A 16,340-nucleotide genomic window follows, 5' to 3' on the forward strand; every position below is an offset into this window, starting at 1 on the left:
GTTTTGTTTTGTCCGCAGGAAAGTACCCTGGTGTCTGCATCGGGCTGCATTGTTCATGAAGTTTCGGTAGAACGGGCGCTAAAGTAACCACGCCGTTTTGGTATGGTGCAGCTCGTTTTTTTAACGGACTGACTTCGACCGCTAATCGGCACCTCCTCTACAGTCAAAGAGCTGCTGCAGAAATGCCTAAACCAATACCAATCAAGGACCACGAAAAAGAGACGCGCCTGGTCAATAAAAGACTGATGGCCTGCGCCTTGTTCGTCGTTGCTATCACCTGCGCGCTGGTGGTACGGCTGTATGTTCTGCAAGTGGTTGAGTACGACTACCATTCGACGATCTCCGAAAACAACCGTGTACACGTATTGCCGATCGCCCCTACCCGCGGGCTGATCTACGACCGCAACGGCGTGCTTCTGGCGGGCAACCGGCCCAGTTTCAACTTGACCATCACCCGCGAACGGGCCTCCGATGTCAAAGAAGAGCTGGATGAGGTGGTCAACCTCCTGCACCTGCCGGCTGAAGACCGCACACTGTTCGACAAGGCAATGAAGCAGGCTCGACACCCCTTCGTGCCCGTCACCTTGTTCTACGAACTCAGCGAAGAACAGATCGCGCTGTTGGCAGTCAACGAGTTCCGTTTGCCAGGGATCGACGTAGAGCCACAATTCGTTCGCCACTACCCGATGGGCGCACACTTCGCACACTCGATCGGCTACGTCGGTCGCATCAACGAGAAAGAGTCCAAAGCCCTGGATACGGCGGAATACCGTGGCACCCAATCCATCGGCAAGACCGGCATCGAGAAATTCTACGAGCCCGAGTTGCACGGTCATGTGGGTTATGAAGAAGTCGAAACCAATGCTCAGGGCCGCGTGCTGCGAGTGCTCAAACACACCGATCCGATCCCCGGCAAAAACATCGTACTGAGCCTCGACGTCAAACTTCAGGAAGCTGCCGAGGAGGCGTTGGGCGATCGCCGTGGCTCGGTGGTCGCTCTCGACCCATCGACCGGCGAAGTGCTGGCCATGGTAAGCAAGCCCAGTTTTGACCCGAATTTGTTTGTGACCGGCATCAGCGTCAAGGAATACGCGGCGCTACACGATTCCATCGACCGGCCGCTGTTCAATCGTGTGCTGCGTGGGCTCTACGCGCCGGGCTCGACCATCAAGCCGGAAGTGGCTATTGCCGGCCTCGACGCCGGGGTGGTCACTGCGCAGACCCGCGTCTTCGATCCGGGTTATTACCAGCTACCGGATTTCGATCATAAATACCGTAACTGGAACCACAGCGGCGATGGCTGGGTGGACATGGACGCGGCGATCATGCGCTCCAACGATACTTACTTCTACGATCTGGCCCACAAGCTGGGTATCGATCGCCTGCATGACTACATGGCCATGTTCGGTCTCGGCGAGAAAGTCTCGCTGGACATGTTCGAAGAGTCTGCCGGTTTGATGCCATCGCAAGCCTGGAAGCGTGCCACGCGCCGTCAGGCATGGTTCCCGGGTGAAACCGTGATCCTTGGCATCGGCCAGGGTTACATGCAGGTCACGCCGCTGCAGCTGGCCCAGGCGACTGCACTGATCGCCAACAAAGGTGTCTGGAACCGGCCGCACCTGGCCAAGACCGTGGACGGTGTTGCACCAGTGGATGAGCATCCAATGCCAAACATCCTATTGAAAGACCCGCGTGACTGGGAGCAGGTCAACCACGGCATGCAGATGGTAATGCACGACGCTCGCGGGATTGCCCGAGCGGCAGCGGCGGGGGCTCAATACCGCATCGCCGGCAAGAGTGGTACGGCGCAAGTGGTGGCGATCAAGCAAGGCGAGCGCTACAACCGGGCGAAAACCCTGGAGCGTAACCGTGACAACGCCTTGTTCGTTGGTTTTGCCCCGGCGGAACATCCGAAGATTGTCATTTCGGTCATGATCGAGAACGGCGAGGCTGGTGGTCGCGTCGCCGGTCCCGTGGTGCGACAGATCATGGACGCCTGGTTGCTCGATCAGGACGGCCACCTGAAGCCGCAATACGCCGTGCCGGGCAAAGCTCCAGGCGACCCTCACGTCTAACGATCAAAGCTTCACAGCACAGGCTCACGAATACTGAGCATGTGCTGGAAGCTCTCCAGAAACACGGTTTCGGCCTGACTCATCTTCTGCTCACGATTCCACAACAGCTGGATATCGAAATCCACCACCCCATCTTCCGGCGGCAAACGCCAGAGCAAACCTTGCTCGACATCCCTTCCTACCAAGTGCGTCGGCAAGCAACCAATGCCGAACCCTGAACAGATCAAACGATAAATTTCTTCGAAACTCGTTGATGATGCAACGATCTTGCCAGTGAATCCTTGTTGATCCCGAAACAGTGTCAACGGCGAAAGATTGCCCCCAAGTTGGTCACTGGTGAAGCTGACAAAGTTCTCCGCCGCAAGCTCTTCCAGGGTCAGATTCTCTTGCCCGAACAGTCGATGGCGCTGCCCACAAAAGTACGCATAAGTTTCTCGAAACAGTACTCGCTGCTCCAGTCGCGGCTGCGGTAAACGGCACAGGCCGACGCCAACGGTCGCCGTCTTTTGCAGCAGTGAACTGATGATGTTCGAGCTGCCCATCACTTCGACTTCAAATTCGATTTTCGGATGGGTTTCGTGGAAATCGGCGAGGAACTCGTCGTAATGTCGTGCTTGCACGCCGCTGACGGTAAGGATGCGAATCTTGCCGACCACGTCGTCGTTACGACTCTCCACCACCGTGCCCAGTCGTGAAATATCGCCGTAAATATCCGCCGCAATGCGCAGGACTTCCTCCCCGGTTTCCGTCAGATCAAACCGCCGCCCGCTACGGGCAATCAACACACATTCCAATTGTTCTTCCAGCCGTTTCAGTGCCTGGCTGACGGCTGACTGCGTGATGTGCAATCGCGCAGCGGCCCGGCTCATGCTGCCTTCCTGGCCGATCACCAAATAGGTGCGTAACAGGTTCCAGTCGAGGCGATCATTCAGAAAGCGGCGACCAACCCAAGGGTTAGAAATGGAGGGCATAAAAATTCCATGTAGTAGCAAAGCTAATAGTAAAGATAAGAAATTGAAAATTGACTAATCCTGGCACGGAAGCGATAAAGCTAACAAGCGCCACAGAGTGCAACCCGTAAACAGCCTTCAATACCTGCCCAAAACTATAAATACACAGGGTCCTTGCATGCACACTACCTCTCAACCGCGTCGAGCGGCGGCGGCAGCCTTCATTGGCACGACCATCGAGTTCTACGACTTCTACATCTATGCCACGGCGGCAGCGCTGGTGCTCGGGCAAGTGTTCTTTCCCAGCCACGACCCGGTGATGAGCACCCTGGCAGCGTTCGGCAGTTTCGCCGTCGGCTTCATCGCTCGCCCAATGGCCGGCATGGTGTTCGGTCATTTGGGTGATCGTCTCGGTCGCAAGAAAATGCTGCTGGTGACCATGGCGCTGATGGGGCTTGCTACCACCGGCATCGGAATGTTGCCGAGCTACGCTAGCGCCGGTATCTGGGCGCCGATCGGTCTGATTGTGCTGCGTTTGATCCAGGGCATTTCAGTCGGTGGCGAGTGGGGCGGGGCGGTGTTGATGGCCAGCGAGCACGCACCGGCCAAGCGCAAGACGTTCTATGCATCGTTCGCGCAACTCGGCAGCCCGGCCGGTTTGCTGCTGGCGTTGATCGCCTTTCGCCTGGTGACATCCCTTGAGCCGGAGGACTTCCTCGCCTGGGGCTGGCGTCTGCCGTTTCTCGCCAGCGGTGTGCTGATGATGGTCGGCCTGATGATCCGCTCCGGGGTGCATGAGTCGCCGGAATTCGCCAAGGCGAAGGACAACAACGAGACCGCCAAATACCCGGTGAAGGATGTGATTCGAACCTGCTGGCGGCAGATCCTGTTCGCAGCCGCCGCGGTGACCATCGGTTCGGCCGGGTTCTTCTTCACCAACACGTTCATGATCACTTACGTCACCCAGTATCAGGGCATCCCGCGCTCGACGATTCTCGATTGCCTGTTCCTGGTGACCGTCATTCAGCTGCTCTCGCAACCGCTTTCCGCGCTGCTCGCCGAGCGCATTGGCGAAGGCCGCTTCCTCAAACTCGTCGCGCTGCTGTGCATGGTCACGCCGTACCCGATGTTCCTGTTGGTGGGCACGCAAAACATTGTGCTGATGACCGTCGGCATCGCTCTGGCGGTAGTGATCCTCTCGGCGCTGTACGCGGTGATCGCCGGTTACATGACCCAGGCGTTCCCGGTGCACCTGCGCTACTCGGGCATTTCTATCGCATACCAGTTGAGTTGCGCGCTCGCCGGCGGCACCACGCCGCTGATCGGCACGCTGCTGGCGAGCAAGTTTTCCGGACAATGGTTGCCGTTGGCGGTGTTCTTCACCTTGCTCTCGGCCCTGTCCTTGATCGGTGTTTGCGGCCTGGCACGCCTGCGCGCCAACCCGGTCGCCACCCACGCTGCTAAAGAGGTGTATTCGTGAGAAAACCTGAACACATCGGCCCGGTTGAATGGCAAGCCCGTTGCGAACTGGCTGCGCTGTATCGACTGGTCGCGCACTTTCGCATGACCGACTTGATCGACACTCATATCACCCTGCGGATTCCAGGGCCTGAGCATCATTTTCTGATCAACCGCTACGGGGTGATTTTCGACCGCATGCGCGCTTCGGATCTGGTGCGCATCGATCAGGACGGGAGAGTGGTCGATCCGGCCTACGAAGGTCATCGGGTCAACGCCGCAGGTTTCGTCATTCACTCGGCAATCCACATGGCCCGCCCGGATCTCAACTGCGTGATCCATACCCACACCGCCGCCGGCATGGCAGTCGCCGCGCAGAAGCAAGGACTGCTGCCGATCAGTCAGCACGCGCTGAAGTTCTACGGCAAATTGGCGTATCACACTTATGAAGGCATCGCCCTGTCGCTGGATGAGCGCGAGCGTTTGATTGCCGATCTGGGGCCGCATCGGGCGATGATCCTGCGCAATCATGGCTTGTTGGTCGGCGGCTCCGGCGTGGCCCAGGCGTTCCAGGAAATTCACTTCCTGGAGCGTGCCTGTCAGGCGCAGGTTCAGGCACTGTCCGGTGGTTCGGCGCTGCATTACCCGTCCCCGGAAGTGTGCGCACATACCGCCGAACAGTTTGACCGTGATGAACAGGACAACATCATCGACCTGGCCTGGGAGGCCGCCCTGACCCTGATCGAATCCCAGCGCGAGTCCTATTTGTCATGAGTCCTGTCATCAACACCGTGGTTTTGCTGTCCCGTGACACCCTGCTGCTCAAGCAATTGCAGGCTGCGTTTGCCCGCAGTGCACCGCAACTCACCACGGTGTTGGCCGATGATCCACAAGCCGCCAACGCGCAGATTGCCGCGTGCTGGTTTCCCTTGCCGGGCAGCCTCGGCGCATTGCCGAACCTGCAAGTCATTCACTCGGTGGCCGCCGGTATCGATCACTTGGATCACGACCCGTCGTGTCCGGACTTGCCGGTGTGCCGAGTGGTCGATCCCGGTCACCGCCAAGGCATGACCGAGTACGTGCGCTGGGCGGTGATTCACTATCACCGCGGCTTCGATCAGGTGCTGGAGCAACAACGGGAACAGCGCTGGGAGCGGCCGCTGCAACGGGCGGCGAGGCAGTTCAAGGTTGGGGTGATGGGGCTTGGATCGTTGGGCAGCGCGATTGCCCAGGACCTGGCCGCCGCCGGTTACGACGTTCGTGGCTGGGCGCGCCGCAGTAAGGATTTGCCGGGCGTACAGACGTCCGCCGGTGCGGAACAACTGAACCCGTTTCTCGATGGATTGGAGTTGCTGATCAACTTGTTGCCGCTGACCAGCGAAACCCGCGGCATCCTCGGCAATGCAACGTTCGAGCGGCTCGCCAATGGCGCCGCGCTGGTCAATTGTGGTCGGGGCGGGCATCTGAATATCGACGACCTCGAACACGCGCTGGCCCGAGGAAAACTGCGCGGCGCTTTGCTGGATGTTTTCGAACAAGAACCGCTGCCGGTCGATCACCGTCTCTGGACAATGCCCGGCGTCACCATTACCCCGCATATGGCGTCCGCGGCTTCCCACGACTGTATCGCCGAACAGGTAGCAGAGAACTTTCGCCGTTTAAATACCGGAGAACCGTTATTGAATTGTGCAGACCGAACACTCGGTTATTAATTAGAAAGCGCCTTGCAAATTCGCCCATTTAGTTGGCGCTATATAACAACAATCCCTCACCCTGAACGTTTTACTGCCAGTTAAAACAATTAAATACGAGTTCTCGATGAACTCCTGGAGACAGTAATGAGCGATCTATCGTCTGTAGAAAAGTCCGGCGCACCTCCGGAAGTTGCAATTAGCATGAAGAAAGTTTCCGTGGCCAGTGTGATTGGCACCACCGTGGAATGGTACGACCTGTTTGTGTTCGCCACGGCTTCGGCGCTGGTGTTCAACAAAGTGTTCTTTCCGGATTTCGATCCGCTGATTGGTACATTACTGGCGTTCGGTACGTTTGCTTCGGCCTACCTGGCGCGGATTGTCGGCGCGGCCCTGTTCGGGCATTTCGGTGACCGCTTGGGACGCAAGTCGATGTTGTTGGTTTCGCTGTTGACCATGGGGGCCGCTACATTCGCCATCGGGTTACTACCCAACTACGCGGCCATTGGTATCTGGGCACCGATCCTGTTGTTGCTGCTGAGGGTGATTCAAGGCCTGGCGTTGGGTGGCGAGTGGGGCGGTGCGGTGCTGATGGCGGTGGAACATGCACCTGCCAATAAACGCGGTTTGTACGGCTCGTGGGTACAGATCGGCGTCCCGGCCGGGACCATGATTGCCAACCTGGCCTTCCTCGTGATTGCCGCGTGGCTGTCCCCTGAAGACCTGTTGGCCTGGGGCTGGCGTATCCCGTTCCTGGCCAGCGTGCTGCTGATCGCCGTGGGCTTGTACATCCGCTTGAACATCTCTGAAACCCCGGCCTTCAACAAGGTCAAGGAAGCCGAAGTCCAGGTGAAAATGCCGCTGGCGGAAGTCTTCCGCAAGTACTGGAAACAAGTGGTGCTGGGCGGGATCGCCACCATGTCGACCGGGGCCTCGTTCAACATCATCGTTGCCTTCGGCTTGACGTACGGCACGCAGAATCTGGGTTTCAGCCGCAGTGTGATGCTCGGCGTGGTGTTGCTGTCCTGCGCCTGGTGCATCGTCATGTTGCCAGTGTTCGGCGCACTGTCGGATCGCTACGGACGCAAGCCGATCATCGTTGCCGGCATCGTCGCCGAAGCGTTGGTCGCGTTCCCGATGTTCTGGTTGATGGACACCAAAGAGCTGTCGTTGGTGATCTTCGGTTACCTGCTGTTGATGACTGCCTTCGCGGCCAACTACGGGCCGATCGCGACCTTCCTCGCCGAATTGTTCGGCACGCGAGTGCGCTATTCCGGGTTGTCGATCAGCTACATGTTGTCCGGCCTGCTCGGCAGCGCCGCCACGCCCATCGTCACCACCGCATTGCTGGCAGCGACCGGCAAAGGCTCTTCGGTGGCCTGGTACATGATCGGCGCGGCGTTGATTTCGTTGGTGGCGCTGTTGCTGCTGACCGAGACTTTCAAGCGAGACATCAGCGAAATTCCGACGGCAGTTCCGGCCGCCGATCCAGCCCTCGGCAAACCAATCAAATCGGCCGCCGCCTGATTAATGGAGCTCAACAGCATGCGCAGAATTCAATCGGCCCCGGGCTTCATCGGCCCGGTCGGCCCTTACTCCCAAGCGGTGGTCAGCGGCCACCTGGTGTTCACCGCCGGGCAGATTCCGGCCCAGAGCGGGCTCGATGACCAACCTGCTGATTTCACCGAACAAGTGCGGCAAACCTTGCGCAACTTGGAGGCGATCCTGATTGAAGCCGGGTCTGACTTCAGCCACGTGATCAAGATCAACGCGTACCTCACCGATCCCGCGCAACTGGAGCCGTTCAACGCGGTGTATCGCGAGTTCCTGGGTCATGCGCCGCCGGCACGCACCACGGTCTGTGTAGCGCTGTGGGGCGTGTCGCTGGAAATCGATTGTGTCGCCGAGTTGATTGCCAAGGAGGCGCGACATGGATGAATCGCAGCTGATCGAGCAGCTCAAAGCGGTGAGCTTTCCGACCCTCGGGCATTTTCTCGAGGAGGGCTTTGCCGATTCGCAACTGCGAGCCATGGTGCCCAATGTGAGACTCGTCGGCCGTGCGCTGACCCTGAAACTGGTGGGTGCGGATGCCATCGCGGTCAACCAGGCCCTGGCGCTCATCCAGCCAGGCGATGTGCTGGTGATCGACACCGATGGCGACTGGCAGCATGCCCCAGTCGGCGCGGTCACCCGTTGCGCCGCGAGTTGCGCCGGTGCGGTGGGCATCGTGGTGGACGGCGCGGTGACCGACTTGCTGGAACTGCGTGAAGCCGGGTTACCCGTCTTCGCTCGCGGCACCAGCCTGCTGACCACCAAGCTGCATGGCCGCGGCGACAGCCAGATCAATCAGCCAATCCACTGTGCCGGCGTCACGGTGCATCCGGGGGATCTGGTACTTGCGGACGACAACGGCGTGCTGTTTCTCGATCCGGCCACCGCGCAAAACGTCATCGAACGCGCGCTGGCTTCTGATCGCGCCGAGCCGCGCTTGTTGGAGCGGCTGCGCGCCGGTGAACCGGTGTCGCAGGTTTTGAGCGTTTAGGCCGTCAGGCGCTTGTTCAATATTTTCCAGGAGTAAAGCATGTTGAAAATTAATGGTGAACGCCTGTGGGCGAGCTTGATGGCCATGGCCGAAATCGGTGCGACGGCTCGTGGCGGCAGCTGCCGTCTGGCGCTTAGCGATGAAGACAAGGCGGGCCGCGAACTGTTTGCTCAATGGTGCCGCGAAGCCGGCATGACCCTAAGCGTGGATGCCATCGGCAACCTGTTCGCCCGTCGCGCCGGCACTGAGCCGGGCGCCGCACCGGTGATGATGGGCAGCCACCTCGACACTCAACCCGAAGGCGGGCGGTTCGACGGCGTCTACGGTGTGCTCGCCGGTCTGGAAGTGGTGCGTTGCCTCAACGACCTCGGCATCCAGACCCGCAAGCCGCTGGAAGTGGCGGTGTGGACCAACGAAGAAGGCGCGCGCTTCACCCCGGCGATGTTCGGCTCGGCGGTGTTCACCGGCATCATGGAGTTGGACACGGCACTGGCGGTACGTGATGTGGATGGCATCAGCGTCGCCGAAGCGCTGCAACGCACCGGTTATGCCGGCGAGCGCCCGTTGGGCGGCGCGGTGGATGCTTACTTTGAAGCGCACATCGAACAGGGGCCGATCCTTGAGGATAACGCCAAGAGCATCGGCGTGGTCAGCGGCGGCCAAGCGATTCGCTGGCTCGACGTGCGGGTCGAAGGCATGGCTGCCCATGCCGGTACTACGCCGATGCCGTTGCGCAAGGACGCCCTGTATGGCGTGGCGCGGATGATCCAGGCAATCGAAGGCCTGGCCAGCGATTTTGCCCCCGAAGGCCTGACGACCGTCGGCGAGTTGAGTATCAACAAGTCATCGCGCAACACCATTCCAGGCCTGGTGAATTTCACCGTCGACCTGCGTCATCACCGCGATGAAGCCATCGATGCGATGGAGCAGCAGGTTCGTGCGCGGCTCCAGGCAATTGCCGATGAACGCGGCCTGAATCTCACGATCACCCCGCACTGGATCAGCCCGGCCACCCCATTCGACGCCGATTGCGTGGCAGCGGTGCAACAAGCGGTGGATGCACTGGGCTACGCTCAGCAATCGATTGTCAGCGGTGCCGGGCATGATGCGATTCACCTGGCGCGGTTCTGTCCGACGGCCATGGTGTTCATCCCTTGCGTTGGCGGATTGAGCCACAACGAGGCCGAAGACGTGTTGCCCGAAGACGTGCGTCAGGGCACTGATGTGTTGCTCAACGCGGTGCTGTCCCGCGCCGGAAAAGCCGAATAAACGCAATCTCTGTAGGAGCGAGGCTTGCCCGCGAAGGCGTCAGCCCATTCAACATCAACGTTGACTGACACACCGCCTTCGCGGGCAAGCCTCGCTCCTACAGGAGGACGCACTCGGTTTCAGGATCTACGTTAACTGACAGGTATTAACCCCATGCGCAGTTTTTTTCATCCCGAACAATTGCTCCACCATCCACGCAGCTACTACTCCCGCGGGCAGATGCGCACGCCGCAGGAAGTGCCCGAGCGCGCTCAACGGCTGGTGCAGGCGTCGAAGGCGCTGGGCTTCACGGTTGAGCAACCGGCCGATGCCGGACTCAATTCACTGCTGGCGGTCCACGGTGCGCCGTACCTCACGTTCTTGCAGGAAGCTCATCAACGCTGGAAGGAAATCCCCGAGGATTGGGGCGATGAGGTGATGTCGAACATCTTCGTCCGCGAGCCCAATGCCTTGCGTGGAATTCTTGCCCAAGCCGCGTGTTATCTGGCGGACGGCAGTTGCCCGGTGGGTGAGCAAACCTGGCGCTCGGCCTATTGGTCGGCGCAAAGCGCGATTGCCGGTGCCCAGGCGTTGCTCGATGGCGAGCCGGCTGCGTATGCCTTGTGCCGTCCACCCGGTCACCATGCCCGGGCCGAAGCGGCCGGTGGTTTCTGCTATGTGAACAACGCAGCGGTGGCGGCCCAGGTGTTGCGTACAGGGTTTGAGCGAGTTGCGGTGCTCGACACCGATATGCACCACGGTCAGGGGATTCAGGAGATTTTCTACGAGCGCGCTGACGTCCTGTACGTCTCGGTGCATGGCGATCCGACCAACTTCTATCCGGGGGTTGCCGGGTTCAGCGATGAACGCGGCGTCGGGGTGGGGGAGGGGTTCAACCTCAACTTGCCGATGGCCCATGGCGCCAGTGAGGCGGACTTTCTGAGGCAGCTGGAAGTGGCCTTGGCGGCGGTGAAGGAGTTCGGCACGCAGGTGCTGGTGCTGTCCTTGGGGTTCGATATTTTCGAGCTGGACCCGCAGAGCAAAGTGGCGGTGACGCGGGAAGGCTTTGCGCGGCTGGGCGAGCGGATTCGCAGCCTTGGGTTGCCGTGTCTGATTGTGCAGGAGGGCGGGTATCATCTGGAGAGCCTTGAGGATAATGCCCGGGCGTTTTTTGTTGGGCCGCAGGTGTGGCAGCTCTGAGTTTGCAGTTGTCTGGGAGATTGCTTTCGCGGGCAAGCCTCGCTCCTACGGGGGACTGTGTTGAATCCAATTCCGCGGTTCAACACAAACCCCGTAGGAGCGAGGCTTGCTCGCGAAGAACGATAACGCGGTGCAACGGATGAACCCCAAGTGCTGTAAGGCACTTGCCATCGCCCCTGACGTTAACGTAAAGATTGCGACAGGGCGCTGAACTTGAAAAAGCGCAGGGCGGACCGATCCGGAGCGCTTGATGACGCTAATAAAAACAACCTCCCCCAAGCTGCACCGCGAAGCTCGATTGGCCGAAGCGGCGCGCGGCACCAACGCGCTGGGTACCGTACTGGTGGAAGCCCGGCCGACGATGATCGATTGTGGTGAACATTACCTCGACCGCCTGTCATCGCCCGCGCGCTGCACATGGGGGGAGTGATGCAAGGGGAAGGGCGGGAGCCTGGGTTTTGTCGCAAATCTCGACAGCTGATGAGACGACGAACAACCTGTTACGGTCTTGAGACGCCTGCTATTGAGGATTAGAATTTTTGGGCTAAAGGGTGAATGACGGAGCATTTGCCCCGGCCACACATCTGGCGTGAGGGAGGTAACGATGTTCCTTTCAACCCTGGAAATTCAAAACATCATTGAACACAGTTTTCTGCCCGCCGTGTGCACTTGCAGCATGGAGGCGGACCAGTCCCTGACGATTCGGGTCTGCGATTGCATGACCGGCAAAGTGGATCTGGTGGCCACTCATGTTCCGGTATGGACACTGGACAGCCCCCACGCGATTGCATCGCTGGTGGCTGATATGCGGCAAGAAATCGAGGTTCACAAAGGCATTCACCCTCCGTTTTACCGCTGAACCTGCGTCACGCCGCACCACGTTGGCGGTGCGGCGTGTATCCCGAAGTCAAGAAGCAGGACCCGGCCACCGCCGAGTACCTCTATGGGCTGTTCAGCATCGACCTGAAAACCGGCAAGACCGAAACCACCGACTTCGGCCCGCTGACGGAAATCTACTTCAGCGGCATGCGCTCACCCAAGGATCCGAACCTGATGTTCGGCGTGCTCAATCGCTTGGCCAAGTAGGACATCAAGCAGAAGAAAATGCTTCAGGCGGCGACGCTCGATCACTCTTACTACTGCATTTCCTTCAACAAGGATGGCAGCAAGATTTACCTGGCCGGGACGTTCAATGATGTGGCGATCTTCGATGCCGATAGCCTGAAGCAGATCGGCAGCATCAAGCCTCAGGCACCGGACAACTCAAATCCCCTTCCTGGCACTTCAAGTAAGTCTTGAATGCCTCGACCCGCGCCTTGGTCAGTTCCGTGGTGCAGTTGCTGTAGATCAGCGGATACACGCTGCCACCCGCCACCCCGGACGCCGAGAACTTGCACTCGGCATCGCGAAACGCAATCCATGAGCGCTGCGCCCCGATCAACAGTTTTTTCGCGTCGGGGTCGTCCTTCAGCCGTGTGGTGATCTGCTGATAAAGCGCATTCAGCTCCTTGTCGGCCGCCTTGTTCTGTTGCGCCGCGCATTGATTCATCGTCGATTGGTCAGTGGCATTGTCGCAGTCGATGGCATGCGCAAGGGGGGTGAACAGCAGCGGCGTCAACGCAAGGAGAAAACGTGGGGGCATGGTGGGCTCGCAGTGGTGATGGAAAGTTGGGGTGCAGTGTAGCGAAGATGGAAGTTTCAGCTTGTACCGAGGGCGCCCGAAGCCGCGAGCAATTGGTCTGCACAGGCCTGGATGTCATCGCGCATGTGCAACTTCGCCAGCCACCCCTCAGGGATGGCCTGCACACCGTAGTGAGCTCCGGCCAACTGACCGACGATGGCGGCAGTGGTATCGGCGTCATCGCCCAGGTTCGCGGCTTCGAGGATGGCGGCTTCAAAACTGTCAGTGTGGTGAAAGCACCACAAGGCCGCTTCCAGTGATGCAACGCAGTAACCGCTACCGCGAATATCGTCTTTGGATTTTCCGAGGTAATCGCCTCGAGCGATACTCGCGACCTTCGGCTCCTCGAAGGTCGTCTCTGGCAGGCTCTGCAAACCCTGCTTGGGCGCGCCTTGCAATGCCTTGCGGATCAGATCGGCAAGCAACTGACAGCATTCAAGTGCCTCCGGCGCCGCATGGGTAGTGCGCGAGCTGTCTGCGGAAAACCTCCTGATCCGATCGGGGTCGGGAAAGTAATACAACACTATTGGCGCTAACCGCATCAGTGAACCGTTACCGGCCGTGTAGGGATCGGTGGATCCCGCGAATGGCTGACCGGTTTCCTGATAACGAGCCAGCGCTTCACGGACGGTCATACCAATGTCGAAGCATTCGCCGGTCGAACTCAGGTAACCCCATTGCCACCAGTTGAGGTAACGGCCCATTTGATCGGCTGCATCAAAACCATTTTTGTTCAGCAGGCTTTCTGCCAGGCAAAGTGCCATGGAAGTGTCATCGGTCCATTGCCCTGGCTTCAGATTGAACGGGCCGCCCCCAACCATATCGGTCAGAGGGATAAACGAGCCGCGCGGCTGGAATTCGGCATGGGTGCCAACGGCATCCCCACAAGCAAGCCCCAGCAGGGTTGCGCGATAACGTTCCGTGAGTGAAGGCTGCATGAATCTTCCTTGTAAGGGTTCCACGTCGTTGCAAACGTTAGCAGTTTCAGCCCGCTGACTCCCCCTTCCAACCAGAACTTATGGCCAAAAATGAGGCCGAATATTTCAGGCAAGGTCGATTGCGGCGCCTGTTTGATACAACTTTTAGGTTGGTCTTATGGTCTTTACGGGCCTACTGTTCAATACAGGAGGTGACTTATGAACCCAGCATCAGATCGCATCGAAAGGAAAATCCTGCTCAAGGTGCCGCGCTCGCAGGTCTGGCGCGTGCTGGCCAATGCCGAAGCCTTTGGGCAATGGTTCGGCGTGGCGCTCGAAGGTAAGCGCTTTGTCGCCGGCGAGTGGACCCAGGGGCAGATTACTTATCCTGGTTATGAGCACTTGTTGTGGAATGTACTGGTGGAGCGGGTCGAGCCGGAGCGGGTGTTTTCGTTTCGCTGGCACCCGTATGCAGTCGAACCCGATACCGATTACTCCCAAGAGCCCACCACGCTGGTTAAGTTCGAACTCCAGGATATGGACGAAGGTACGTTGTTGACGGTCGTCGAGTCTGGTTTCGATCACATCCCTCAGTCGCGCAGGCTCAAGGCGTTCCGCATGGATAGCCGGGGTTGGGATGAGCAGATGAGCAATATCGAAAAATTTCTGGTAGACACCAAGGACCACGAGCGTCAGGGCGGCTGATGGCTGCAGGCCACGAAAATCGTGGCTTCAGGGCATGATGGCTGATACGTCTAAGGGTTCTCGGAGGGGCGGCTATAGCGAATGTCTTACACGCGGTAGTAGCTATGTCGTCTATTGCGGATTGGATCCGAAGGGTAATCTAGCTCCATCAACTGAAGTACAGGAAGTGCTCCAGGGTCACGGATGATCGACCATAGCAAGGATTGCTGCCGACAGGGAGTCGATATGGTCTTGGGAAAACCCTTTTTTTTTCGTCTGCATGAAACTGGTTCCTGTAGCAGCTGCCGAAGGCTGCGTTCGGCTGCGAAGCAGTCGTAGACCCTACAAGCATGCTGAAATTGAAAGACCGCAGCGTCTGATTTGCGACTGCTGCTGCCGAACGCAGCCTTCGGCAGCTGCTACAAAGGCAGGCTTTCGGGGGCAGAGTGGTCAATGGCTTACACGTAGCCGGTGGTATGTCTTCTTTTGATGCTTCGCCGATGCGTTTAATCTGGATCCATCAACTGAGACACAGGAAGTGCTCAGGATTAAGGATGATCGACCATAAGCAAGGATTGCTGCCGACAGGGAGTCGATATGGTCTTGGGAAAACCCGCTTCGGCGGGTTTTTTTTCGTCTGCAGAAAACTGGTTCCTGTAGCAGCTGCCGAAGGCTGCGTTCGGCTGCGAAGCAGTCGTAGACCCTACAAGCATGGTGAGACTGAAAGACCGCAGCGTCTGATTTGCGACTGCTGCGCAGCCGAACGCAGCCTTCGGCAGCTGTTACAGGGGTAGGTTTTCAGGCGTTGGGTGGTCAATGGCTTACATGCTTCCCCGGCCTCATTCTGTTTGCCACAAAACCGCTAGATCGCCTGGGCGCGCAACCGGGCGATGTCCTTGCTCGGCGAGGCGCCAAACAGACGGCTGTATTCACGGCTGAATTGCGAAGGGCTTTCGTAACCCATCTTGTAGCCGATTGACGAAATATCGCTGTTCTCCGACAACAGCAGCCGTCGGGCTTCCTGCAAGCGCAATTGCTTCTGGTATTGCAACGGGCTCATGGCCGTTACCGATTTGAAGCGGTGATGCAGCGCCGAGGTGCTGAGATTGATCATCTGCGCCAGGTTTTCGATGCTCAAGGGCTCGGCGTAATGGTTGTTCAGCCATTCGATGGCGCGGCTGATGCGGTGGGTCTGGGTGTCGGGAATGGCGATTTCATGCAAGCGCTGGCCCTGCTCGCCGCGCAACAACCGATAGAAAATTTCCTGTTGTGCCAGCGGCGCCAGGGTGGCGATGTCGTCCGGGGTTTCCAGCAACCTCAACAGCCGCAACACGGCATCAAGCAAGGGCGCGTCGATCCGATCCAGAAACAGCCCGCGCCCAGTGTTCCTCACCCCGGGCACTCCGATGGGGCTGACATCGGCGATCAAACGGCAGATTTGCGCCGGGTCGATGTCCAGGCGGATGCACAGATAAGGCCGATCCGGGCTGGCCTCGATCACTTTGCCGGCCAGGGGCAGGGTGACCGACACCACCAGGTAATTGAGCGGGTCGTAAACATAGCTTTCAGCAGCCAGGCGTACTTCCTTGCGTCCTTCGACAATCACGCAAAGTCCCGGTTTGTGCACCGTGTGCAGGTCTTCGGTGGGGTGGTCGCTGCGGATCAGGTGCAAGTCCTTGATCGGCGTGGCGTGAACGCCGTATTCCGTGGCAAAGCGTTTAATCAGGCTCACCAGTTCGGCGCGCCTGATATCGACGTCGTCCTGGGGCAGGGCATTCGCGGAAGTTGAAGCCGTCATGCTGAACAGTCTCCCTGGCCGATGGTTGAGTCGGGGCTAGTAAAACCGATTGTGCGCGTGTCGGCCAGCGTCGGTTTTACGCCTACAGGATCGTGC

16 protein-coding genes and 1 pseudogene are annotated in these 16,340 nt (G+C 58.9%); 13 read left to right on the forward strand and 4 right to left on the reverse strand.

The features are described 5' to 3' along the window. Window positions 1-182: 182 nt before the first annotated feature. On the forward strand, window positions 183-2,075 hold the full coding sequence (gene mrdA, locus PMI18_RS01030; RefSeq protein WP_007907585.1) for a penicillin-binding protein 2: 1,893 nt from the start codon (window positions 183-185) through the stop codon (window positions 2,073-2,075). 11 nt (window positions 2,076-2,086) lie between these two features. Here the strand turns inward: mrdA and PMI18_RS01025 are convergent, their stop codons facing one another. After that, complete coding sequence (locus PMI18_RS01025; RefSeq protein ID WP_007907587.1) at window positions 2,087-3,046, reverse strand: LysR family transcriptional regulator; 960 nt, start codon at window positions 3,044-3,046, stop codon at window positions 2,087-2,089. Window positions 3,047-3,203: 157 nt separating this feature from the next. Between PMI18_RS01025 and PMI18_RS01020 the strand changes: the two genes are divergently transcribed. The 11 genes and pseudogenes from PMI18_RS01020 to PMI18_RS30840 form a co-directional block, all read left to right on the forward strand. Further along, a complete protein-coding gene (locus tag PMI18_RS01020; RefSeq protein WP_007907589.1) occupies window positions 3,204-4,505 on the forward strand; it encodes an MFS transporter in 1,302 nt (433 codons plus the stop codon). Further along, window positions 4,502-5,257: a class II aldolase/adducin family protein gene (locus PMI18_RS01015; protein WP_007907590.1), complete on the forward strand. Its 756-nt coding sequence runs from the start codon at window positions 4,502-4,504 to the stop codon at window positions 5,255-5,257. Before PMI18_RS01020 ends, PMI18_RS01015 begins: the two co-directional genes overlap by 4 nt. Continuing rightward, window positions 5,254-6,195, forward strand: a complete 942-nt coding sequence (locus tag PMI18_RS01010; protein ID WP_007907591.1) for a 2-hydroxyacid dehydrogenase — start codon at window positions 5,254-5,256, stop codon at window positions 6,193-6,195. The genes PMI18_RS01015 and PMI18_RS01010 overlap by 4 nt, the downstream gene beginning before the upstream one ends. Before the next feature lie 126 nt (window positions 6,196-6,321). After that, window positions 6,322-7,701, forward strand: a complete 1,380-nt coding sequence (locus tag PMI18_RS01005) for an MFS transporter (protein ID WP_007907592.1) — start codon at window positions 6,322-6,324, stop codon at window positions 7,699-7,701. 18 nt (window positions 7,702-7,719) lie between these two features. Next, window positions 7,720-8,112: a RidA family protein gene (locus PMI18_RS01000; protein ID WP_007907593.1), complete on the forward strand. Its 393-nt coding sequence runs from the start codon at window positions 7,720-7,722 to the stop codon at window positions 8,110-8,112. Next, entirely contained in the window at window positions 8,105-8,716 is a 612-nt protein-coding gene (locus PMI18_RS00995) for an RraA family protein (RefSeq protein ID WP_007907595.1), read from the forward strand. The genes PMI18_RS01000 and PMI18_RS00995 overlap by 8 nt, the downstream gene beginning before the upstream one ends. A gap of 39 nt (window positions 8,717-8,755) precedes the next feature. Then, window positions 8,756-9,985, forward strand: coding sequence for a Zn-dependent hydrolase (locus PMI18_RS00990; RefSeq protein ID WP_007907597.1), 1,230 nt, complete (start codon window positions 8,756-8,758; stop codon window positions 9,983-9,985). A 153-nt stretch (window positions 9,986-10,138) separates the two neighbouring features. Then, complete coding sequence (locus PMI18_RS00985) at window positions 10,139-11,164, forward strand: histone deacetylase family protein (RefSeq protein WP_007907600.1); 1,026 nt, start codon at window positions 10,139-10,141, stop codon at window positions 11,162-11,164. Between the two features lie 250 nt (window positions 11,165-11,414). Continuing rightward, a complete protein-coding gene (locus tag PMI18_RS00980; protein WP_007907602.1) occupies window positions 11,415-11,594 on the forward strand; it encodes a hypothetical protein in 180 nt (59 codons plus the stop codon). Between the two features lie 174 nt (window positions 11,595-11,768). Beyond that, the gene (locus tag PMI18_RS00975) at window positions 11,769-12,023 is read left to right on the forward strand and encodes a DUF1652 domain-containing protein (protein ID WP_007907604.1); all 255 of its coding nucleotides are present in this window, start codon (window positions 11,769-11,771) and stop codon (window positions 12,021-12,023) included. Between the two features lie 50 nt (window positions 12,024-12,073). Next, window positions 12,074-12,463: pseudogene (locus PMI18_RS30840) on the forward strand (quinohemoprotein amine dehydrogenase subunit beta); the annotation flags it as partial. Here PMI18_RS30840 and PMI18_RS00965 read toward each other — a convergent pair. Together PMI18_RS00965 and PMI18_RS00960 are read right to left on the reverse strand one after the other, a co-directional pair. Further along, a complete protein-coding gene (locus PMI18_RS00965; protein ID WP_007907611.1) occupies window positions 12,405-12,806 on the reverse strand; it encodes a lysozyme inhibitor LprI family protein in 402 nt (133 codons plus the stop codon). The pseudogene PMI18_RS30840 and the gene PMI18_RS00965 overlap by 59 nt on opposite strands. A gap of 56 nt (window positions 12,807-12,862) precedes the next feature. Next, window positions 12,863-13,783, reverse strand: a complete 921-nt coding sequence (locus PMI18_RS00960) for an ADP-ribosylglycohydrolase family protein (protein ID WP_007907613.1) — start codon at window positions 13,781-13,783, stop codon at window positions 12,863-12,865. A 198-nt stretch (window positions 13,784-13,981) separates the two neighbouring features. Between PMI18_RS00960 and PMI18_RS00955 the strand changes: the two genes are divergently transcribed. Then, window positions 13,982-14,467, forward strand: a complete 486-nt coding sequence (locus PMI18_RS00955) for an SRPBCC family protein (protein ID WP_007907615.1) — start codon at window positions 13,982-13,984, stop codon at window positions 14,465-14,467. An 841-nt stretch (window positions 14,468-15,308) separates the two neighbouring features. Here the strand turns inward: PMI18_RS00955 and PMI18_RS00950 are convergent. Next, a complete protein-coding gene (locus PMI18_RS00950) occupies window positions 15,309-16,244 on the reverse strand; it encodes an AraC family transcriptional regulator (protein WP_007907617.1) in 936 nt (311 codons plus the stop codon). Window positions 16,245-16,340 lie beyond the last annotated feature (96 nt).

Source organism: Pseudomonas sp. GM102 (assembly GCF_000282555.1).
Lineage (GTDB): Bacteria > Pseudomonadota > Gammaproteobacteria > Pseudomonadales > Pseudomonadaceae > Aquipseudomonas.